Raw genomic sequence first — 24817 nt, 5'->3', positions numbered from 1 at the left:
CACTAATTTTTATATATGATGGTAATTATTCTAAAAACAGAGCTTTTAGTTCTAAAATATAGTGGTTAAGAAATTTAACTTCTTAAGCTAAGTAAAATAATTAGATTTTTTTACTTAATAACAAATTTAAATGCTAGAAATTAAATAATAATTTTTAATGATTTTAGTAATTAAAATGCATTGTAATAAATCTATTAAATTTAATCATTATATATAAAGGTTATAAAAGTTCAAATTATATAAAAAGTAATATTTATATATAAAATTAATGCATTTTTTAACTTTTTATATTTTTTATAATAATTAATTTATTGTAAAAGAATTGAAAAAAACATTATATAGTTTCAAAAAACTATTATAATATTACAAACATTATAAATATTAATTTATATAGTTTGTAAACTATATTTGAAAGGAAGATTATGAAAAAAGTAGCAATTAACGGGTTCGGAAGAATCGGAAGATTATTCCTACGTAGATTACTTGAAACAAAATCAACAGATATCGAAGTTGTTGCTGTTAACGATTTAACAGATCCAGCAACATTAGCTCACTTATTAAAATATGATACAGCTTACCACCAATTACCAGTATCAGTTGAAGTTAAAGATGGAGCTATCGTTGTAAACGGAAAAGAAATTAAAGTTCTTTCAGAAAGAGATCCTGAAAACTTACCATGAGCAGAAATGGGAATTGATTTAGTTGTTGAATCAACAGGATTCTTTACAAAACGTGAAGGTGCAGAAAAACACTTAAAAGCAGGAGCTAAAAAAGTTGTTGTTTCAGCACCATCAGACAAAGATGTTAAAACAATCGTTTACAATGTTAACCACGATTTATTAACTTCAGAAGATAAATTAATTTCAGCAGCATCATGTACAACAAACTGTTTAGCACCAGTTGTTAAAGTACTTGTAGACAACTTTGGACTTAAATCAGGATACATGACAACAATTCACTCATATACAGCTGACCAAAGACTACAAGATGCTCCTCACAAAGACTTAAGAAGAGCTAGAGCAGCTGCTCAAAACATGGTACCTACATCTACAGGTGCAGCTAAAGCTATTGGACTTGTAGTGCCAGAAGCAGCAGGTAAATTAGATGGTGTTGCAGTTAGAGTTCCTACAATTACAGGTTCATTAGTAGACTTAACAGTTACATTAGATAAACAACCAACAGTTGAAGAAATTAATGAAGCAATGAGAAAAGCTGCAAACGAAACACTTGAATACTCAACATTACCACTTGTATCATCAGATATTATTGGACAACACCACGGATCAATCTTTGACTCATTAATGACATCAGTTAAAGAAACAGAAGATGGTGTAATGTACAAATTATTCTCATGATATGACAATGAAATGTCATATGTTTCACAACTTGTTAGAACTGTTGAACACTTTGCAAAATTATAATATTTACTTATTCATAAATAATAATTAGTCAGCTTAGTTGCTGACTTTTATTTTAGTCTAAAGCTTAGTAAGTAAATTGATAAGGCAGATAATAATCATTATATTGATATATTGAGTTAAAAATCTATGTATTGTTATAAAGATTTAAATATAAAAAAACTCAATATAATAGTCCTGCATTTAAAAACTGGTTACATTCAAAAAATCGGAAATAGTTTCCAAGAATCATAGGTTGAAATAACTTTTAACCCTTAAATATTGATATTTACTAAAATAATTACACAGAAAATTACATACATAGAAATCGACAAATGAGATAATAAAAAATGGTTTTCCTTACGGAATACCAAATTTTTATTTTCAAATATATAGAAATTATTTTTCTCTAATTTGTAATTTATTATCTTGTACATAATATTCAAAATCATCTAGTTCAACATTATATTCATATTGATCTAATTCAGATTTGAATTTTAATCTAGCTATATACATAATAAGCTCATAAACCATTATCATAGCTTTAACATCATTTTCGCAGTATTTTTTTAAAGCAGGTACTGTTATATTATTTCATAAGTTTTTCCCTATGATTCCTGAATGTCTTTGCATAGCTTTTTCCATTGCCATAGTACCTTTTTGGATTTCTAAATCTTTATAAGGAGTAATTAAAGTTTTTAATTGTAATCCTAGATGTGTAATATATTTTTCTATCTTTTTAATTGAGAAATAATACATCAAATAATCAATATAAATCATATGAGTATTAAAGGATGTAAAGGTTTGGAATTCTTCATAAGAAACATTTTCTAAAACATTTATTCTATGATTTGTTTCATCATTTTCAAAGAAGATATATTCATCAAATCCATTACTTGTAAAATCGCAGGGTAGATTAGTTGAACTATATTTCTTAAAACAATCAGCTAAATCAATGGTATTTCCATTTATATGATGAATAATCATTCTAAATTCACCTAGGCCATTAGGGAATAATTTATTAAATTCTTTTCTAAACTCTAGAGTTTCACTATCCAAACTAGTAGAAGCAAGTTTTTTAGCAACTAAATTTAATACTTCATTATTACGTGTATTTTCATAGTTTTTATTATAAACAACATATCCATCAGCTTTATCACAGTATATAGCTTTAATCATTTTGACTATATCTATTAGTTTAAGATCCATAGTATCAATAACAATATTTTCTTTATGTAATTCTTTACCATTTTGAGTAAGAATTATAGAAACTTGATTAATCACTTGGTTATATGAAGGAACATTATCAATGATTGGATATAGTGCCATAAATCCTTCGTAATCATATCAACAAATACGCGCATTTTTCTTATGGATATCTTTAATGATATTTAAAGCATTAATATTAAAGAAGTTTTTATTATTTTTAATTCGAGCTATTTTGTTTGCCATTTTTTCTAATGATTTTCTTTCTTCATCTCTAAAAGCATTACCAGAATAATAATCATATTTATTACCTAATAAATAATTTAATATTACAGCTTTATCTAAAGTAGCAAAATAATCAGGGAATGATATTAAAAAATCATCTGTAATTGGAACAAAACCATTTTGTATTCATTGTTGAACTTTAGATTCGTCTTGATTATCATTTACTGCATAAAAATATCTAATAGCATTATAATTTAATGAATCTATGTTATTAAATTGTTCATAAGATTTAATCATTACTTCAACATAAAATTCAAATAGTTTTAATTGTCTAATATCAATATCACCTTTTCCTTTGAATTTTAAAGGTAATTTAGTTTGTAAAACACTAGTGTAAGGATTTTTATAAATATTAAACGGAACAGAAATATCAGTTCTTTCTTCATCATCTTCATTAGGAAGCTCTTTTTTATCTATATTAATACCTTGTTGAATTATTAAACCTGATTTAGCAGTTTTTACAAATGAAAACATGTTATTTTTATCATAATAACCACTATAAGCTATTAAAGTAGAATCGCCTGCTCTTTTAAGGATATATTCTAAATCTTTAACATAATCCGGAATCTTTGTCGCTTTTGACTTAGATATACTTTTTAATGTATGAGCAGAATACGATTCATAAAAATCGATTTTATTTTTTTCAACAGTTTTTAAAACAGCACTGGAAGGTTCAATAATAATGGTAGAGCAATCATTTAAAGAAACTCTGTTTCTTTTCAATATTTTTTGTAAATATCAAAAATGATAAAACTCAGTATTTTTTACTTTACTAACATAACTTAAAGTGACCATTTTATTTAATTTTTTATCATATAGTAATCCATCAGAAATAAATTCGTAAGTATTTCCGTTAGAAACAACTCGATATGATCAACTTGGATCAATGATTAAATCTATATTGCTATCTTGTATCATTAAATCTGTAGCATTTAATTTATTTTCTAATTTATCTGTAGCTCTAATAAATCCAATTTTATCTATATCGATGTTGTATTTTTTTATATACCAATTAATTGCATCTTGCTTGTATTTAACATATGAATCAAGCTTAATATTAATATATGATTCAGATAATGATTCAAAATCAATTTCTTGAGAGACATTAGCTTCAACTTGACCATTATTTATACTGAAGAAAACATCTGCTTCATCAATTTCGTCCACTTCGACTTCTTCGTATGGATTTTCATCTTCCTCTACTTCTTTAGTTTCATTAAATATAGCTTGATGGTCTTCAGGACTATATCCTCAGTATTTTTTGTATTCGGTTTGGATGATTCTATCTTGTATATCATTAGTATTAAATATCATTGCAGGATTGTTATAAAACACCTTTTTAAATGTATTTCATCTAATGATAATGGGTTCTTTTTTGTCCATGTTTTACTCCTGTTCTGTATAGTGTTCTAAAATTTTCATTTTAAAAAAGATATAATAATTATAGATATAAAACTTATATTTTTTTAGAAACAAGAAATAAAATATGACGGGTATTTAATAACTAAAATAGAAACTGAATGAATAATATGAAATCAAAATTACTTAAATGAACCTTAATTATTGGAATTCCTATTATTGTATCATCATCAGCTGTAGGAATATATTATGCAGTAAAGATAAAAATGATAAGAATAATAAATTTTTTGATTTAAATCAAAAACTATCACCATTAGGAATCAATGCAAAAATCAGCAATAATGTTTCAAATTTATATAATGTAAAGAAACTGGATGAATTTATTAGCGAATTATTAAATAGTAACTATGAACTTTTATATGATAAATTAAAATTGCTTAAGCCGATTATCGATGATATTAAGGTAAAAAATACTTTTTTGGAATCAAATAATATTGACTAAAAGAGTTCAAATTGAGCCAATATAAATATAGTTAATAACGCAATTGAGAAGCTTAATAAATACGATTTTATAGATCCTAAATCGTTAACTTTACATGTAGCAACAATAGATAAACTACAAAAGAAGTTATATACACAAATGTACCTACAGTTAGCAGATATCATACTGTTTCAGAAGAACAATTTACTTCGTCACAGAAACAAACAATAAGTGATTATTAGATTTATCTAAATATAGCGATAAATATTTAATAGAATTAGCTAATAATCATTATGAGCCAATATCAAAATATAAAAAGCAATTCTATTTACAAAATTACCCCGAGCTACAACTTGACAATTTAATTTCATTATATTTAGAGTACTTTGATTTAAAAAAGAAAAAGAACGAAAAGTAATTCTATATAAAAAATTCTGAGAAGCTGAAAATAACCATTACAAAACAATATTTAAAGATTACCAAAATATCGGTTTTAATCCGTTTTACAATTCTAATAATAATTTGCTAAACGGAATATTACAACAAGAAAAATATTTAGTTCCATTAAAATATGAAGACTCATTATCTAATAAAACGAATGCTATAAATAATATTGAAATTTCAAAAGTAAATTACAATGGTAAAAATGATTATACTTTAGATGAATTATTAAATAATACTGATACTAAATCAAGCATAAAGACACGGTAATGAATATTTTAGTCAAAAATATACAAATAATGACTTCGTTTATTTTGTTGAAAAGAATGAATGGTATCATGCTTTTACCAATGAACAAAGTTTTAAGAATTTTGTTGAGCAAAATGAAAATGAAATAATTGATTTCTACAAAATTAAAATTCCTTTAAATGTTTATAATGGTGCAAAACCACAATTAAATATTGCATTTGGACAAGCAAATAATTTAATTATTAATTATCTTCCTGAAAAATTCAATAGAAGTGAATTTAATAAACTGAAAGAATTTAAGCCACAGAATGATTATGAATGATAGAAACAAAATTTCACTCCATTATTTAAAGAACAGGCATTAAGAGTTTTAAGCTTAAAAGAACAATCTACAAAGCAAACATATATAAATAAAATTATTGATTCATTTTCTTCAACATTTAATAAATGAAAATCAAACTTAACAATTGATGTTCTAAACCCTGTTAAAACTTTTGAATTTATTGTTCTATTCATTAGAAAGGATGGAGAAATAAAAGTTTTTCTAAATACTTTTAACTTTGATTCTAATTTATATCATTGAATAATCAGTGGTGAATTTGATTTTATTGATAATCAATTTAAAAGTAAAAAAGATTTATCTTTAGACAATTTAGCAAGCAATGATCAGTCTAATAAGAACATATTATGGTATTGATATAATAGAGATGTCAAAAATATATTTGATGTTACATATGATTGAAATATAGAAATTTCCAATGACTTTTCTAACTCTACTTATTACAAAAATATTCTTAGTAAAATAAACAAATAATATATTTTAATATTGAGTCACATAGAGCTAGAAATACTTACAATTAGTTAGTTTTACCATATGAAAAGGCTAAATATTCATTTCATTATTTATTAAAAATAAAGCCAATTACAACATGGAGAAAAGATTTTATTTTTAAATATTAATCACCAATTTAAATGGTGATTTTTTTATTAAAAATGAAGAATTCCTTAATAATGAATTAATTACCCTTAAAATAAGCTTTTTTGTTCTATTAAGATAAATATTTTATCTTAATAGTAAAAGATAAAAAATATATATGCTAATGCAAAAAAGTATTAAAATAGAAATATGCAATTCATAAGAAAATTAATCAAAAATCAAAAGTTTACACAACTATATGATATTTTCTTTATCGCAATTTTTTTATTATTAATTTTGATAATGTTGTGTTTAATTCCTGTTAATTTTGGATTAGTTTTTGGATATGCATTAGGTGCTCTATTAATGTATTTCTTTTTTAAAGTAAATTGAATTGTTTCTTACCTGTTTTTAAGAAACAAAAAATTTAAATTGTATGCAATATTTATTTTGAAAACAACATTATATTTAGGAATGGTTGCTTTAATACTTTTTCTTATGTATCAAATCAACTATTCATATTTGGAACATCTAAAGACTAGCAAACCTTTCACTACATTGCAAGTATTTAATAAACCTATTAATATATTCGCGTTTTGTGGTGGTATATTAACAAGTTTTTTTGCTATTTTACTCACTAATTGAGTAATGAATAAAAACTTGAAAAAATAAAAGGAAGGAGGCTTGTTATGAAAAAATTCGACTTTATGGCTTGAAATCAACCTCAGCTACTTTCATTATTGGTAACTGTTCTTGTTATTTTAATAATAAGTATCGTGGTTTATATCAAAGTCAGCAAAGTTAAAGAAAATGAAGCTCCTAAAGGTATAGCTCAAATAGCTGAAGCCTATGTCGGAATGATTGATAATACATTTGAGGATACAACAGGTGGAGATAAAGTTCAAAAATCAAGACTATATATTTTCACATTAGCTACCTTTATTTTAATTGGTAACTTAACTGCCGTATTTGGATTAGAACCGATTGTTACTTCATATTCAGTTCCATTTACTCTTGCAATAGCAAGTTGACTTGGAATTTTCATTGTTGGAGCTATTTATCAAAGAACTAAATACTTAAAATCTTTCTTAAATCCATTAGATTTACCTGGAAAAGTTTCGCCTCTTGTTTCCTTAAGTTTCCGTATTTATGGGAATGTTATAGGTGGAACTACAGTTATTTTCTTAGTCTACTCATTATTTGGTTATTTCTGAACCAAAATCCCTGGAATAGGAGCAAATAATCATGAATGATATTTCCTTGCAATGGTAATATCTCCGGTATTACACTTCTATTTCGATATATTTGGATCAACGCTGCAAGCTTATATATTCACGTTACTTACAACTGTTTACTGAGTAGTAGAAGCTTCTACACCTGAAAAATCAACTGATTTAAGTAATAAGACAGACAAGAAAAAACTTATTCAAAAAGCTGAGGAATGAACTTCAGCTCAAGCTATATATTAGAAGGAGAATAAAATGATTGAACCAATTGTTAAATTATTAGAAAATACAGCATCATCAGCTACTGAACAAGTAACACAAGCCGCTAACAGTGGTAGCATATCTATAAATGGATTAGCTGCAATAGGGGCAGGTTTAGCTGCTGTTGGTGTTATTGGAACAGGTATCGGTCAAGGTTTTGCAGCTGGTAAAGCTGCTGAAGCTGTTGGAAGAAACCCTGAAGCTGAATCAAAAATCCGTTTAATGTTAATTATCGGTGCTGGTATCGCTGAAACTGCTAGTATTTATGCTTTCATTATTGCTTTATTATTACTATTCACTAAATAATAAATCTAATGACATATTTACTTACAAATGTTGCTTATGAAGTAGGCAAAGCAATTGATGCTCCAACTTCTGCAAAAGATGGGATTACTGACAAATTCTCTAATTTAGTTCCAAGTGTCCCAATGATGATAGCAACAATACTTGCCTTTGCTATTGTTTTCGCAATTTTAACTTGATTGTTATACAAACCAGTTAAAAAGATGATGAAGAAAAGAGCAGACTTTGTTCAAGGCAATATTGATGATTCTATCAAAGAGAAAGAATTAAGTCAAAAAGCTAAACTTGAAGCGAATGATAAACTTCAAGATGCACATAAGCAAGCTGATATTATAATAACTAAAGCAAAAATAAAAGCTAGTGAAGTATCACGCTCATATACTGAGAAAGCAAAGGCTGAATCAAAACGTTTATTAGAAGAAACGTCTCAAGATATTGCTTCACAAAAACGTCAATTTGATTCAAATGCCAAACAATATATTGTGACAGTTGCCACAGACTTAGCAGAAAAGATTTTAAAGAGAGAAATTACTCCTGAAACGCAAACCGAAATTATTGATCAATTTTTAAATTCAAATAAAACCCCTGAGGAACTTTAATTAAATGTATGTAAAAAGAAATGTTTCAGCTTATGCTGTTGCGATTTACGACTTAGTTAAAGAACAAGATAAATTTAAGCAAGTACAATCTCAATTCGAGGATGTAAAAGCTTTATTTGTTCAACATCCTGAATTTGCTTCCTATTTAGGAAACGATTTAATTCCTGAAGAAGAAAGATTTAAAACAATCGATCTTGCTTTTAAAAATTTTGACATTATTATTCAAAATTTATTAAAAGTCATAGTTCAAAGAAGAATGACTTCTTACATTGTTAAAATCATTGTTGAATACTTAAAATTGTCTAACAACGAATTAAAAATTCGGTTCGCTATCGTCCAATCTGCTTTTCCACTTAGTGAACAACAACTTGATGCAATTAGACAAAAAGTTCAAAGTGTTACACGTAGAACTGTTGTACTAAAAAACGAAGTTGTTCCTAACTTAATTAGTGGAATAAAAATAGTTTCTAAAACAGAAGTTTTAGAAATGAATTTACTTCATGATTTAAATAAAATCAAAAACGAAATTATTAGAACAGAAAAAGAAAAGGAGGTGTAATAAATGGCTATTAGATTAGATGACATATCTGCAATTATTAAAGACCGTATTGAAAATATCGGTAAAACATCAGATAGATCAGAAATTGGTCAAGTTATCTCAATTGGTGATGGTATCGCTGTTGTTTCAGGGTTAAACAAAGTTAAAAACAGTGAGATTGTTGAATTCCAAAACGGAGTTTATGGTCTTGCTTTAAACCTTGAAGAAGAAACAGTTGGGGTTGCTTTATTCGGTGATGCTAACTCTGTATCAGAAGGATACACAGTTAAAAGAACTGGACAAGTTATCTCGGTAAATGTTGGTGATGCTTTATTAGGACGTGTTGTTAATGCGCTAGGTCAACCAATTGATGGTAAAGGTCAAATTACTAATACAGTAACTAGCGAAATCTTTAAAGTTGCTCCCGGTGTTATGACCCGTGAAGAAGTTAATCAACCACTTGCAACAGGAATTATTGCAATCGATACTATGATTCCTATTGGTAAAGGTCAACGTGAATTAATCATCGGTGATAGACAAACTGGTAAAACTGCTATTGCAATTGACACAATTATCAACCAAAAAGATAAAAATGTTAAGTGTGTTTATGTAGCTATTGGTCAAAAGAATTCAACAGTTGCACAAATCGTTAACAAATTAAATGAGTTCGGTGCTTTATCATATACAACTATTGTTGTTGCTGGAGCTAGCGAACTTGCACCTCAACAATACATTGCTCCATATACAGGAGCAACTATTGCTGAATACTGAATGTCACGTGGTGAGGACGTATTAATAGTGTATGATGACTTATCTAAACATGCTATCGCATATAGAACACTTTCACTATTATTACGTAGACCACCTGGACGTGAAGCTTATCCTGGGGATGTTTTCTATCTACACTCTCAATTACTTGAGCGTGCAGCTAGATTAAACAAGGAGAATGGTGGAGGATCAATTACCGCTCTACCTATTATCGAAACTCAACAAGGGGATATTTCTGCTTATATTCCTACAAATGTTATCTCTATTACAGATGGACAAATCTTTACGAAGGAATCATTATTTAACTCAGGACAAAGACCTGCTGTTGATATTGGATTCTCAGTTTCTCGTGTTGGTTCAGCTGCACAAATTAAAGCTATGAAGCAAGTTGTTGGTTCATTAAAACTTGAACTTGCTCAATACAATGAAATGCAAGCATTTGCTCAATTTGGATCAGATCTTGATGATTCAACTAAAACAATTCTAGATCACGGTGCTAAAGTATACGAATTGTTAAAACAAGAACAATACTTTGCTATTTCACAACCAGCACAAGCTATTATTTTAGTAGGGGTTAAAGAAAGAATTATTAACCCACTTCCTGCACAATACATTCACGAATACCGTGATAATGTATTATCATTCCTAAAAAATGATTCTGAAGGAATCAGAATTTATGCCGATGTTGCAAACAATGGAGTTATTAATGATGAAAACTTTAAAGCCATTGAACAAGCATTAGTTAAGATAGTTAAAAATATTATTGCAGGTATCCCTAACTATGATCCAAAAATGTACAAAGCATTTCCATCAAAATACTTAAACGAAGAAACAACTAATTAAAAATGGCTAATTTAAATAGTTTAAAAAATAGAATCTCAGTAGTTAGAAATACAAGAAAAATTACCAACGCAATGCAATTAGTTTCTACAGCTAAATTAAGAAAAATTAGAACTGAATTTGCTAGTGTTGATGCTTATTTAAACTTATTACAAGATACTTTTACAGAACTTATGGCCCATGTTGAGCCAAGAGATTTCTTTAATATCTTCCCTGAAAATAAAGATGTAGATTGTCACCTCCATATTGTAATGACTAGTGACCTAGGGCTATGTGGGTCATATAACCACAACATAATTAAATTGCTTAAGACCAAATTAAGAAAGCAAGACAAAATTATTGTTATTGGATTAAAAGGTTATTCAATGATAAGCTCAATTGGGGCTGGCGAACAAATTATTGCTAAATACACTGAAATTGGTGAAAAAGTTTCATATGAAATCGGATCACTTATTTCTAGAAAAGCTTTAGAACTTTATTTAGATAAGAAAATTTCAAAAGTATATTTCTATTACACAGAATTTATTAACAATATTTTACAAGAAGCTGTGGTATTAAAATTATTCCCATTTGATATCCCTGAAATGAAGGATTCAAAACCAGAATTAAGTGCCACAATTGAATTTGAACCTAACTCTGAAGTTGTTCTAAAAAACTCAATACCTCTTTATTTAGGAAGTATGATTTTTGGACTAGGTACAAGTTCTAAAATTTCTGAAATGGCTTCTCGTAGAAATGCTATGGAAAATGCAACAAAAAATGCAGATGACTTAGTAAAAGACTTGATGTTACAGTTCAACCGTAAACGTCAAAGCAATATTACTCAAGAAATCAATGAGATCGTAGCTGGAGCAGATGCTACATAATAAAAAGGAGGATAATTATGGTTAAAAACGAAGGTACAATAGTACAAATTCTAGGGCCTGTTGTCGACGTTAGATTCGACGAAGGTAAATTACCTCACTTACTTAATGCTTTAACATTGGAACACGATGGGCAAAAATTCACATTTGAGGTTGCTCAACACATTGGTGATGATACCGCTAGAACAATTTCTATGGTTTCAACTAATGGATTACAAAGAGGGATGAAAGTTTTAGATACAGGAGCTCCAATTGAAGTACCTGTTGGAAACGAAGTTTTAGGAAGAATGTTTGACGTTTTAGGTGATGTTATTGATAATAAACCATTCCCTAAAAAAGTTGAAAAAGCTCCTATTCATGCACCATCTCCATCATATGAAGAACAAAAAACTTCTTCAGAAATTCTAGAAACAGGAATTAAAGTTATCGACTTATTAATTCCTTATGCAAAAGGTGGAAAAATCGGTCTATTTGGTGGAGCCGGAGTTGGTAAAACAGTTCTTGTTCAAGAGCTTATTAACAATATTGCTACACAACATAACGGACTTTCAGTTTTTGCTGGAGTTGGAGAAAGAACGCGTGAAGGTAATGACCTTTACCATGAAATGAAAGCAGCTGGTGTTTTAGATAAAACAGCACTAGTATTCGGTCAAATGAACGAACCTCCTGGGGCTCGTATGCGGGTAGCTTTAACTGGACTAACAATGGCAGAATACTTCCGTGATAAACAAAATCAAGATGTGCTTTTATTCATTGATAACATTTTTAGATTTACACAAGCTGGATCTGAGGTTTCCGCCCTTTTAGGACGTATGCCTTCTGCTGTTGGATATCAACCAACATTAGCAACAGAAATGGGTGCTTTACAAGAAAGAATTACTTCTACACGTAGAGGATCAATTACTTCAGTTCAAGCAGTTTATGTTCCTGCTGACGACTTAACTGATCCAGCTCCTGCTACAACATTCACTCACCTTGATGCTAAAACAGTTCTTGATCGGTCAATTGCTTCACTTGGAATTTATCCTGCTATTGACCCACTTAACTCATCTTCAAGATTACTTGACCCATTAATCGTTGGTCAAGAACACTATAACGTTGCACAAGATGTTGTTGTTATCTTACAAAGATTTAAAGAACTTCAAGATATTATTGCTATTCTTGGTATGGGTGAATTATCTGAAGAAGATAAGAAAATTGTTGCCCGTGCAAGAAGAATTAGAAACTTCTTATCACAACCATTTACAGTTGCTGAAAAATTCTCAGGTATTAAAGGTACATATGTTCCTTTAAGTGAAAATATAAGAAGTTTTAAACTTATTTTATCAGGAGAACTTGATGAATACCCTGAAGATATCTTTAGATATGCGGGAAGCATAGATGATGTTATCGAAAGATACAAAAAGCTTCATAAAGAATCTGCTTTAAGTAAACAAGAAGAAGAACAAGTAGATGCTGATGAAGCTCAAGCAGAAGCAGTAGAAGATACAGTGGAAGCTAATTAATGAGCGACAATAATGTTCATTTAACAATTACAATACCTAGTGGAATCTTTTACGAAGGTAATGTAAACATAGTTACACTAAAAACTGCTTCAGGTTACATCGGATTACAAGCAGGTAGAACTCCATTATTTTCAAACATTGAAATTGGAAATCTAACTATTGGATGAAGTGGAAAACCTGATACAATGACTTGTTATATCGGTGGTGGCCTTGTTTATGCTGATGCCAATAAAATCAATATTATTACTGATGATATTATCAATGTAAAAAATATTGATATTCAAAGAGCTTTACGCGATAGAGATGATTTCTTACGTCGTTTAGAAGAAGCTGTGCATAATAATTCAGTTTTAAAATTAAAACTTGAAACCAAGCTTAAGAAAGCTCTTCTCAAAATTGATGCATACAATAATTTTAATAAATAATAATAGCGGTCGCAAGACTGCTTTTATTATGCCTCTAGTAACTTGCATACTAGAGGCCTCAGGGCATAATAAAACCTAGAGCTAGGACTCTAGGAATTTTTATTATTTGTTCTTAAAATTTCAACCATGTGGTTTTAAGTATCCGTTTTCTAATGCTTTAAAGTATATATCTAGAATTTTTGTAGGCTTATTGTGACGATCAATATTTGTGTCATTTCCTCAATAAATATATGCTAGTAATTGATCAGTTCAATAATTGCTTGCACTTGTACCATTACTTGTATTACCAAATACATATTCTTTATTATATCCACGACCACCATCTGAACCTATTGCTTTTTTCTGGTTGTAATTTAGTTTTGAATATTGTGCATTAAATTTAGACATCATTGCTAAGTAAGCATCCCCAGTTCCATCATTAACCATTCTTTCGATTGTAACAGGACTATATCCTCAGAATAAACTATTACTATTTACTTTATGTTTAATAATTGATAATAACATACCACTCATTCTAAACATAGCTTTAAATCCTTCTGAACGGTAGTATTCTTTACCATCTGGATCAATTTTACCATCTGAAACTTGTTGTAATTGATATACAAACATTGGGTAAAAGATTTCTTTAATTAATCCTTTGAATTTACCTACAACATCAAAAATACTTACATCAAATTTAAATCCTAATTTAATTTCATTTTGAAGTTGTTTTCCATCATCAACTGCGGGTTGAGAAGCATTATTATTAGGTTTATTTTCTTGACCTGGAATTGGAATATCTAAAATAGATTTTAAGGCAGCATACATTCCGGTATTTTTTTCTAATGAAGAAGATTCAAATAATCTATTGATAAATTTAACATAAGTTACAGGTTGAATATTGATTAATAATTTTTGTAAGAAAACATTTTTGTTAAGAATCTTAATTAGAGAAATATCTCTACCATCAGGTGTTGTGATAACACTTAATATACCTTTAATAATTGCATTTGTTAAATCTTTTGAAGTATTAGAACTTTGCTCAAAGTTAGTAGCTTGAATTGTTTTATAAATACCATCAATAATCTCTTCTAATTCAGTTGTTGAAGCTAAAGTTTTCATTAATCCAGCAATAATTTCTTGAATGATTTTTAAATCATCACCTGTATTGAAATTAAATCCTGATTTCATAAGCATACTTTGTAAGATTTCAGCCGCACCGTTTGAAATTATGTTATCAGTATTAGCTAATATTAAAGTAAATCATTCCTTAATACTTGCTTTAATATCTCTTTCTGAAGGAGATTTAAATAATTCATTTAACATAGAAGAATATGATGTGTGATTATCATTTGTATAAACATCAATTCTATCAAAGATATCTTTTAATAATGTTGTTAATAATTTAGCTAATGAAGGCTGTCCAATAGCTTCCACTAACATAGCATTAATATTATTAATAATTGATTGTTTCTTGCTTGAATCAATTGTATTTAATCTTTCAGCAGGAACAAGAGCTTTCATTAATATAGAACTAACATTAAAGGTGTAGATTAATTCCTTGATTTTGCCTTTTTCACCTTGAATTCCAGTGTTAAATATCTTATCAATCAATTCACTTACTATAGTAAATATATCATTCTTATTATCTTTAATAATTGAAGTTTTTAGGAATTTTTTAGCTGTAGCAAATTCAGTAAATCCTAATCCCTTAAAGATAGCTCCACTTACTTGCGATAAGAATTCATCTAAATTATTAGTTTTCTTAATTGTATCCACTATTGAAGTGAAAATAGATTTAAATGTTTCTGTTTCATCTAATAATGTACCAGTATTATTAACAAATAAATCAACAATTTTATCTAATCTAGCTTTACTTTCAGCATCATTGCTATAATCAAGACCTAAGAATTTAAGTGATTTATTTACAATAAAGTGAGCAATTGTTCTTGCATATTTATTATCATTAAAGATTGATTTAGCTAATTCAGTAATGTTTTGAGTAATAAATTGTGAGTTATCATAAACATTTAAGAATTTCTTTAATCCTGTGTAAATGTCATTAACACCATCTATTTCATTAGGGTTAGCTAAATATCATTCAGATAATTTATTAATTAATTCAGGCACTTTTGGGTGATTTACAAATTGATCAATTAAATAAATAAAGTTAACACCAAGTCCAACAAGATCGTTTTCACTTAATTGAAGTTTTTCAATAAGCTGTTTCATTCAATTTGCTTCTTTAGGTACAGCTTTTCAAATTAAGCTTCCAAAGGAAATGTTTGAAGTAACAAATTTAGTTAGATTTGTAAAGAAACTTTTAACATCATTATTTAACTTATGTTCATTAACATAATTAATATTTGATTTCATTGCTTGAATTAATTTCGCTTGGAAATTAGGTTTAAATGCAATTTCTTTAAGTACTGAAAGTAATTTTGAAGCTATTTTACTTCCATTTGTATCTATACCATTTTGTGATACTGTTTCAATTAATCCTTCAAATAATTGAGGTATTAAATCTAAAGCTGCATCAATTTCATTAAAGTTTTTAATTAATGTTGTTATTAAAGCTTCTGGATTTGATATTCCTTTAAATAAATCTTTAATTGGGAATGTCGTAATATCTGGAGCACTTGTTGCTAATTCACCATCAGCTAAAGGAATTCCGGGCAAAGTAGCTTTCATTTTATCAAAATCAATATTAATAATTACTTTATGAGCTATTTTTGCTAGAACTTTAGCGAAATTATCACTCTTATTAATTTGATAAATTCATTTTCTAATTGATGAAATTAAACTTTGTTTAAATTCGTTATCTGAAACTAATACTTTAATTAATTTAGAATAAGCTTCTTTATCAGCTGCACTAGATTCAGAATCATTATCATCTGTAGTTACTTTTATAGCTTCATATTTAGCTCAATTATTTTGTTCTAAAACATGTTGAAGAACAATATGAAGAGTGTTTTTAGCATCTGGAAGATTTAAGATTTCTTTAATTAATTCAATAGCCTCACCAGAAGTATCAAGTGGATTGTTTTCTAAATTAGCTACTTGGTATGAAATATCAAATTTATCTAAAATATTTCCTAAACCAGAAACGGTAATTATTTTATTAATAACTTCATCACGTTGTGAAATATCATCATATATCACATCAACAACTTTAATTAAGTCTGTTTTATTTGTAACTAGACTATGTGCATTTTCGAATATTGCTTGTACATATTTATATTTCTTGAAGTTAATTAATTTCTTCATTTCTTGACCAAATAGTTCAAGAGCTAATTGAAGTTTTTCTCTAAACCCTTTATCTTGATGTTCAGATTGTGAAACTTCAAGAATAGATAATAAGATATTTTGAATTGTGCTTTCTAGTATATGAGTATTGTGTAGATATGAAACTAGATCTGTCATTAATTCTTTAGTTAATTTAGTTCTATCAACATCTCCTAAATCAATTCTAAAGATTTTAGCTAAATTATTTGTTACATCAGTAACTACATCGCTAAATTCATTTGACTTAATTACTCTATCAATAATTGAACTAATGTTCTTGGTAAATGTATTTCTTAAGGCTTCATTATCATTAATAATTGAAATGAATTTAATAGGTTGATATGTTGAGATATTTTCAACATGTAATTGATTAAAGAATTCAGGTTTCTTAATTTCATCTAGATATGTATTTAATAAAGTATCGAAATCAGATGGTTTATCAACTGAAACTGTATCACCATTTTTACTTACTTTACCAATAATTAAATTAATTAGTGAAACTAAGTTGTCTTTAGATATATAGTTAAATACTGCATTATTACCAAGTGAATTAATTAGATTAGAAACTAATTCTTGAAGTTGTCCGCTGTTTCTTAATGCATAGAAGACATCTTGGACAATTTCTATGTAGCTGGTGTAATTATTCTTAACAAACTGAATGTTAAGCATTCTTGAAATAAATTTCTTAGGATTTGCTTTAACATTGGTATCAACCAATTTAGCAATTTGTTGTGGAATTAAGCTTAAACTTGCTAATAATTGTTCTTGGTTTTCTTGTGCTGAAGCAGTTTTAATTCCATTAAAGATTATTTCGATAATAGGTGTTAATAATTCTAAATTATCAACAATAGCTTTAGCATTTTGTGAAAGAGCCTTAATAGCTGCTTTTTTAGCTTCTGAATATGAATCTACATTTACACCAATATTTCTTAAAGCTCTATAAATAGTATCTTCTAAGAGATCTTTTAATGTTGAATTAGATAATAAATCATTACTAAATCCAATAATACTTTGTTTTAAAGTATCTAGATCAACCATTGAAACAGTTGTTTTAATAATATCAGCATAAGAAGTTACAGAAGAGTATTGATTAATGTTTTCAACTACATTTCTAACTCCTTGAGTAACTGCTGTTTGGAAATTATTATTAGTTAAAATGAAAACAAGAATTTTTTCAAAATTACTTTGTGTTACATTGTTAAATATCTTATCTCTAGTTCCTTGTGGAATTAACTTGATAATTGAATTAGCTAATTCAATTGCTTTTCTAGGACCATTAGTTCCATATCTTTGTACTCATTCAGGTACTGAAGATAAGTCTTCTGATTTAGATAAGTTTCCAAATACATTATCAAGAATTTTAGATATTTGTGGTTTATTTGTTGTAAATAATTCTGAACTTGCTATTGAAGCTAGCGTTTTAGCAACTTTTGCTTCAAATTCTGGATTATTTGCATTATCAGTAAATAGCGATTTTAATACACCAAAGATATTTAATTTAGTGAAGTTAGTTCCATTAACTCTAATGTGACTAATTAAAGTTTCAAATATTAGATCAGAAACTCCAAAGTTTTTATCAATTACATCATAGATTCCGATGATATTTTTAATTAATGATTGTAATTCTTCTGAAGAAATACCATTAAAGATAAATGCTAAATCTTCTTTTTGTAAAGCTTGAGAAATTACTTTTTGAATAATTTCTAATAATCCTGATTCTTTAATTCCGATGTTAACAAGATTAATAACATAGGGTTTAATTGTTCTAACATATGTATTATTTTTAACTAATGCTTTTACTAAATCATTGTAGCTATCAGCTTTTGCTAATGATAATTCATTATTATCGTTATTTACACTATTTACAATAGCTTTTAGAGATTCATGAGCAATTGCTTTAAAATCACTTGAAGAAATAATTTGGTTAATAACATTGCTTACTTGCTCTTTATTTTGAATTTGTAATGCATTAGCAAGCTTATCAACAGGAATTAAAGTTTGCAACTTAGGAAGAATTGAATCATATAATCCATTGTGCTTATCAAATAACTTATCTACTATAGCAAGTAATTGTTCTTTATAATTTCAAATATTTGAATTTAATAATAATTTAACTAGTGAGTAATCACTTAAGTTAAATAATGATGGAATTTTAGCTGCGAATTTATTTGCAAATTCTGCAAAATTATTTGAGGCTAAAATTGATTCTTTAGCTAATGAAATAATTTGAGATAAGAATTTAGGATTATCAAAGATAAAGTCGTTTAAGCTTTTTCTTATTGCATCGAAAAATCCGATTGGTAATTTATTTTCGTCAGTTAAAAATCCTTGATTAATTAAGTATTTATTAACATAAGTTTGTAATAAATCACTGATTGCATTATGTTGTAAAGCTAGTTTTATTAAAGCAACAATTTCATTATTACTATTTAGAATTTCTGAAGATTTTAACACATTAAATATTGTATTTAATGGATTATTTACTAGTGATTTTAAGTCTTGAATGCTTAATACACTATCAATTGCTTTAGAAATTAAATTAGCTGTATTTGCATTTTGTACTATATCTAATATAAGTGATTTAATATGCTCTGTATTTGCATATTTTTCAATTTCTTTAGATTTAGAATCGATTAAATTAGAAATTAAATTCTTAACTGCAGGAGTAGCAATATATTTATTTAATAATGCTTTAGCAACTACTTTTAAGTATTCTTTATTATTTACAATAATTGGACTATCTAAAACTTTAATAATAAATTCTTTAGGATTATTATTAAATTTACTTTTTACAATATTTAGAATTTCATTTGGAATTGTTTTAACAAATTCAATAATATTTTCTGATTCTTTTGCCTTATTTAATGCCGTAAAAATATATGAAAGAATTGGATTATATAAATCCAAATCTTTACCCAAAGGTAAAATGTTATCAATCACATCAGAAACAAATTGTTCTGTGTAATTTAATTCACTACCTTGTGCTTTTTGATTTACATAAATATCTCTAAATTGACGTTTAATAATGTTAATAGTAACATCTTTAATGTGCTGTTTGATTGCAGCATCATTTAAAGTCGCTTGAATAAAGTTTTGGATTTGTTGATGAATAGAATCAAAATCTATTTTCTTGATAACAACTTTTAATAAGTCTTCGAAACTATTGATTGCTTTAAATTCATTTAAAGTTGAAAGAACAATTTTTAATTCTTTATTAAATACATCTTTGAAATCTTTATTGTTTAAAAGGAATTTAACAAAATCATTAATTTGTTCATATGTAATGTATTTAGCTATATTATCTCTAGTTTTTAATGGGATTACTTCATAAATTTGTTTTACAAATTTTTCATCTGTAGCAAGTTTATTGTATAGGTTTTGAATAATTTCTTCAATATAACTTCCGTGTTTAGAAATTAATGTTTTTCCAAATAAGTGAAGTAATTTAATAATGTTTGTTTCTAAATGTTGTTTATCAAATAATTTCTTAAATTCAGCTATAACCTTTTGACCTAAAGCTTCAAAAGTTGTTGCATTACCATCTTTAGCGAATTCCTCTAATCCAACAAATAATGTGTCAATAATATTTAATTCAGTTTCATATTGCATTACTAAGTCGTATAAGCTACTTAGTAATTCTTTTAACTTAGCTGCATCAGGAGATGATTTTGATTTAAATAATCATGATATAGATTCGTTATTTAATAAGTATTCATTTCCATAAGCAACAAGAGTCTTTTTAATCACACCAAATTCGCTTTGGTTTTTAGCTTTATTTATAGCTGAAACAGCAATTGGTTTAATTGTTTTAATAAATTCAACATCAGATAATGGGATTAAAACAAAATCGCTTCAGTTTTGAGCTTGTTTAAATTTGTCTTGATTATCAATAACAAATTGAGTAAATGATTTACCAAATTTGTTTAATGAATCAGATTGTAGGATTCTAAGGGCTAATACTTGAATTTCTTGTGCAGTAACTTGATACTTTGCAATTTGTGATGGAACAGGTATTTTCTCAACCAACCTGGATACAAATGTATCTTTATTTCTTGCTAAAGTTTGTAATTGATTTAATAATGAATCAAGAAATTCTTTATATAACTTATATTCATTCTTTTCTAATGGTAATGTAAATAGACCTTTAGTTAATAAGAATGCATCAATATTTATGTTACTTAAAACAACACTTGGTAATTTAGCAATTAATTCTTCTAAATTATAGTTATTATCAGCAACAAAATCAACTACAGCATTAATAACATTAATTGCACCTTGTTTGTTTCAAAGTACATTATTTCATGTGTGTGAAACTAGTTTATTAAATACAGGTAGATAGTTATCTTCAATGTTAATTCAATTATCTGTAGCTAATTTTCTAATAACTTTAGCTAATGTTTTATTAATTTGTAAATCACTTGTTAAATTAATTAAAATAGGTTTAATGTTTTGATTTAATATTTGTTTAAAGGCTTTATTTTGAAGTAATTTAGCCACTAATTCTTTCGGATTTTGTGCAAGTTTTACAATATCTAAATTATCAACTAAGAAATCAATTGCTATAGGAAGTAATTTAGTTGTTTGTTGATTATCTAAAATTTTTCCTAAAACTGTAATAACTTCATCTTTATCAATTAAATCATCTAATTTAGCTGCTGAAATAGCATTAATAAGTAATGATTTAATTTGTTTAATTAAAGCATTATCTTGGTTAGCTTGTATAATGAAGAATTTAGCTAATTTCTTAACGAATTCTTTATTGTGAGTTATTAAATTAGAATCTAATACCTTATTAATTAAAGATCAAGGATCTGTGAAAACAGCTTTTTTGGCAACTTCAATTAATTCACTAGGTAATTTATTGAAATCAACTAAAGGATTTGTTGAGTTTTTAATTGCTTCTAGTAATTCAAATAATTTATCAATAATTGGATTTAAAGTATTTAGCTGTTTAATAATTGGGAAAGCTTCAGCTTTGAAATCGGTCAAGAAACTTGATATTTCACTATCTGTGATTCTGGTTTGTTCTTTTAGATTTTCCAGTATTTTACGTAATAAAGTAATAATAGTATCTTTAATTGTATCTTGTGTTAATAAATCATTTGCAAGTGAAGTTACATTAGTTTTAATAGTATCTAGATTAATTGATTTGAGTAATTTTTGGAATAATTCACCGAAATCTTTTGAGCCTTGGAATGTATCAAAACTATCAATAACACCATTTAAAATTTCGCGTAAGATAGCACGAGAATTTTCATTTGAAACAAGAATATTGAATAGTATTTTAACACCATCAGCTGGTACATATTGAGAAACACTAGGTGGTAATAATTTAACAATAACATCAGCTAGATTAAGATTTGGAGCTTGATCAATAATGTTTTGTACTAGTTGCTTAATAAAAGCAACATTATTTGAAATGATTTTAGTATCTGCAAAAATATCAATAACTTTTAATGGAGATAATGAAATACCATCACCATCAGTAACTAAAGTATTAAATGCTTGGTTTAGCGCATTTACAAGAGCTATATCAAGTTTATTAAATTCAGTTTCTCTCATGTTTAAGAAGAAGAATTTAATAAAGTCTGAAATAAACTTATCGGTTTTTTCACCTCTAAAATTAATTACATTATCAAGTACTGAATCAACTAATTTATCTGAACCTTGTTCAGTTAAATTATGATCTAAATGATGTTTAGTAATTTGTTCTCAAGCAATTTTTCTAAGTGCTGATTTTAATGCTGGATTATTTAGTGTAGTTCAAACAAAATCTGATAATGAGTTAGATAATTTTTCAATCATTTCATCATCTGAAATGAAAGCTTTTACTAATTCAGGGTAATTACTTACTGTTTGGAATCTTTCGGATTGTCTGATAAATGTAGTAACTAAAGCATTTAAAATATTATTCAAGTTTGATGAATTAATAATATCAATGAGTAATAGTTTAACATCACCAGGATTAATTCCAAATTTTTCTAAATTAGTGTTTAATGCAGAAACAATGCCATTTGCAATGGTATCTTGGAATTTCTTGAATAAATTATTAATTACAGTAGTAATTCCATCTGATAATCTTTCTTTATTGTGATTAATGAATTTACTTTTAGCCAATGCATTAATTAGCTTGAATAAGTTTTCTTCATTAATAACATGTTTAATAAGAATTTTAGGAATATCAGTTAAAACAAGTTCGCCTTTTTTGTTCTTTTCGGTTAATTCAGCTTGGAAATCACCAATAATTTTTTGTAGTATTTTTTCATTAATAATTTCTTGAACAATAGAACCAAATCCATTAGCTCCATCATTTTCAGGATCTAAGATAACATTAGTTAATTTACCTTCTGGATCTAATTCTTTATAAATTGATGTATTTGTTACTGCTTGAATAACTTCAGTAGAAATGTTTTTAAATGTTTGAGACATTCTAAGTACTCTTTCTCCATAGTTATATGGTGAACGAGTTTTATTAATTTCAGTTAAAAATGCATCATTATTATCAAGATATTGTTTGGTATTTGCACCAATTACTTCGGCAGGAGTTTTATCTACTTCAATTTGGTATTTTAAAATAGTAGCATCTGTTTCGAGGAAGTCTTGAGTGAAATCAAAATTAGGATCATAGTTTTTTAATAAAATAGAAGGATTTGTTAATTTTAGATACATATCCATTGCAAGTTTTTTGTATCCATAAGTATTTGGGTGGATATCAAAATACACATCTGATAAATCAGCTGAGTGTGCAGATCAATAAGTTGGATTATAAGCGTTAACTACACTAATTCTATTATCTTTACCATACTTTTGAGTAAAAGCACTAGCAATTTGTTTATAAGGGAGATTTATTTGTTCAAGTAATAACACAACTGGATCAATTGGTAAATCTGCTTTAACTAGATTACGGATGAAATCATCCAATGCTTTCTTAATACCAGACATAGGCATTGGATACATAACTATGTTAATATTAGCTTTTGGTGCTAATTCAGCAATTTTTTCAGCTAAAACTTGTACACGGTTAGCTAGTTCAGGAATAGTAAGATCTAAAGCATCATGCACAAATTTATAGATTTTTAAGTAATCTGGATGTGGTTTCTTCAATTCATTAATAATTTCCATTGGTTTATTTTGGGAAACATGTTTGATTAATAAGAAGAAGAAATCATTCGCACCTAGAGAAAATGTAACTAAGTTAGCATCAGCTAAAGCTTGCTTACTTTGTTGAGCTATTTCTTGTGCATAACCTGATTTAAATTTACCAAAACCTAATCTTCCAGCAAAAGTATGGTCAAGTTTGTCTCATGATGGTTCATCACTAAATGGATTTTGATATTGAGCATCAAACATCTTAATTCAGTCAATTGCTCTTGAACCACTAGCCGCAAAGTTTTGGAAACTTTCAACACGTCCATCTTGATTAAGAAGTTGAGATAAAAATGCAGGATATGAAGCTCCTTCAATTTTTCCATCTTTTAATGAACCTGGGTAATCTTGTAATAATCCGCCATCAAAACCAGCGGTAATTGAATCGCCTAAAGCAACATATTTAATTTTTTGGTCCTTTGCAATAAAGTTAGGTGATTTTGCTCTTAATGTAATTACATCATCACCTTGAACTGGCAATGGTAATTCAATTGGTTTGTCGCCTGGTAATATTTTTGATGGTTCTTTTGGTTTAATTGGGTTTATAGAACCAGGTTTAGTTAAATGATGATTTAATGGATCGCTAGATGAAATAGCTGGTGATGAACCTGGTGCTTTACATGAAGCACTTAGCAGTGCGCTAGCTCCAATAAAAGCAAGTAGTCCAGTTGATACTAATAGTTTATTTTTTTTCATAATATCTCCTATGTATCTATTTATTTAATAAATAAATAGTACCATAAAA

General features: G+C 27.4%; 15 protein-coding genes. 12 read left to right on the top strand and 3 right to left on the bottom strand.

Annotation, left to right across the window (positions count from 1 at the left end):
- Positions 1-422: 422 nt before the first annotated feature.
- Positions 423-1421 carry a type I glyceraldehyde-3-phosphate dehydrogenase gene (gap, locus tag SAM46_RS02185; RefSeq protein WP_078746844.1) on the top strand — a complete coding sequence of 333 codons (999 nt, stop codon included), beginning with the start codon at positions 423-425 and terminating at the stop codon, positions 1419-1421.
- A gap of 375 nt (positions 1422-1796) precedes the next feature.
- On the opposite strand, the gene SAM46_RS02180 is transcribed toward gap, so the two are convergent.
- Positions 1797-4271, bottom strand: coding sequence for a UU173 family protein (locus SAM46_RS02180; protein ID WP_078746843.1), 2475 nt, complete (start codon positions 4269-4271; stop codon positions 1797-1799).
- A 166-nt stretch (positions 4272-4437) separates the two neighbouring features.
- Between SAM46_RS02180 and SAM46_RS02175 the strand changes: the two genes are divergently transcribed.
- Positions 4438-4749 carry a hypothetical protein gene (locus SAM46_RS02175; RefSeq protein ID WP_143826102.1) on the top strand — a complete coding sequence of 104 codons (312 nt, stop codon included), beginning with the start codon at positions 4438-4440 and terminating at the stop codon, positions 4747-4749.
- A 501-nt stretch (positions 4750-5250) separates the two neighbouring features.
- Positions 5251-5439: a hypothetical protein gene (locus SAM46_RS02170; RefSeq protein WP_078746842.1), complete on the top strand. Its 189-nt coding sequence runs from the start codon at positions 5251-5253 to the stop codon at positions 5437-5439.
- A gap of 291 nt (positions 5440-5730) precedes the next feature.
- Here the strand turns inward: SAM46_RS02170 and SAM46_RS02165 are convergent, their stop codons facing one another.
- A complete protein-coding gene (locus tag SAM46_RS02165) occupies positions 5731-6102 on the bottom strand; it encodes a hypothetical protein (RefSeq protein WP_143826101.1) in 372 nt (123 codons plus the stop codon).
- Positions 6103-6544: 442 nt separating this feature from the next.
- Here SAM46_RS02165 and SAM46_RS02160 point away from each other — a divergent pair, with 442 nt between their 5' ends.
- The 9 genes from SAM46_RS02160 to SAM46_RS02120 are packed head-to-tail and all read left to right on the top strand — an operon-like array spanning position 6545 to position 13662.
- Positions 6545-7006: a hypothetical protein gene (locus SAM46_RS02160; protein ID WP_078746840.1), complete on the top strand. Its 462-nt coding sequence runs from the start codon at positions 6545-6547 to the stop codon at positions 7004-7006.
- 17 nt (positions 7007-7023) lie between these two features.
- Positions 7024-7803: a F0F1 ATP synthase subunit A gene (locus SAM46_RS02155; RefSeq protein WP_078746839.1), complete on the top strand. Its 780-nt coding sequence runs from the start codon at positions 7024-7026 to the stop codon at positions 7801-7803.
- A 12-nt stretch (positions 7804-7815) separates the two neighbouring features.
- Positions 7816-8127, top strand: a complete 312-nt coding sequence (gene atpE / locus SAM46_RS02150; protein WP_078746838.1) for an ATP synthase F0 subunit C — start codon at positions 7816-7818, stop codon at positions 8125-8127.
- A gap of 8 nt (positions 8128-8135) precedes the next feature.
- Entirely contained in the window at positions 8136-8723 is a 588-nt protein-coding gene (atpF, locus tag SAM46_RS02145) for a F0F1 ATP synthase subunit B (RefSeq protein WP_143826100.1), read from the top strand.
- Between the two features lie 4 nt (positions 8724-8727).
- Complete coding sequence (gene atpH, locus SAM46_RS02140) at positions 8728-9282, top strand: ATP synthase F1 subunit delta (protein ID WP_078746836.1); 555 nt, start codon at positions 8728-8730, stop codon at positions 9280-9282.
- Between the two features lie 3 nt (positions 9283-9285).
- A complete protein-coding gene (gene atpA, locus SAM46_RS02135) occupies positions 9286-10872 on the top strand; it encodes a F0F1 ATP synthase subunit alpha (RefSeq protein WP_078746835.1) in 1587 nt (528 codons plus the stop codon).
- 2 nt (positions 10873-10874) lie between these two features.
- A complete protein-coding gene (gene atpG, locus SAM46_RS02130; protein ID WP_078746834.1) occupies positions 10875-11735 on the top strand; it encodes an ATP synthase F1 subunit gamma in 861 nt (286 codons plus the stop codon).
- Positions 11736-11752: 17 nt separating this feature from the next.
- The gene (gene atpD, locus SAM46_RS02125) at positions 11753-13237 is read left to right on the top strand and encodes a F0F1 ATP synthase subunit beta (protein ID WP_078746833.1); all 1485 of its coding nucleotides are present in this window, start codon (positions 11753-11755) and stop codon (positions 13235-13237) included.
- Positions 13237-13662 (top strand): F0F1 ATP synthase subunit delta/epsilon, encoded by a 426-nt coding sequence (locus SAM46_RS02120; protein ID WP_078746832.1) that lies wholly within the window; start codon positions 13237-13239, stop codon positions 13660-13662. Before atpD ends, SAM46_RS02120 begins: the two co-directional genes overlap by 1 nt.
- Before the next feature lie 102 nt (positions 13663-13764).
- Here the strand turns inward: SAM46_RS02120 and SAM46_RS02115 are convergent, their stop codons facing one another.
- Positions 13765-24768 carry an SGNH/GDSL hydrolase family protein gene (locus SAM46_RS02115; protein ID WP_078746831.1) on the bottom strand — a complete coding sequence of 3668 codons (11004 nt, stop codon included), beginning with the start codon at positions 24766-24768 and terminating at the stop codon, positions 13765-13767.
- Between the last annotated feature and the right edge of the window lie 49 nt (positions 24769-24817).

Origin of the sequence: Mycoplasmopsis verecunda (genome assembly GCF_033546915.1) — a bacterium.
Classification (GTDB): Bacteria; Bacillota_I; Bacilli_A; order Mycoplasmatales; family Metamycoplasmataceae; genus Mycoplasmopsis; species Mycoplasmopsis verecunda.
The sequence above is the reverse complement of the archived record's forward strand: the minus strand, read 5'-3'. Positions and strand labels throughout refer to the sequence as shown.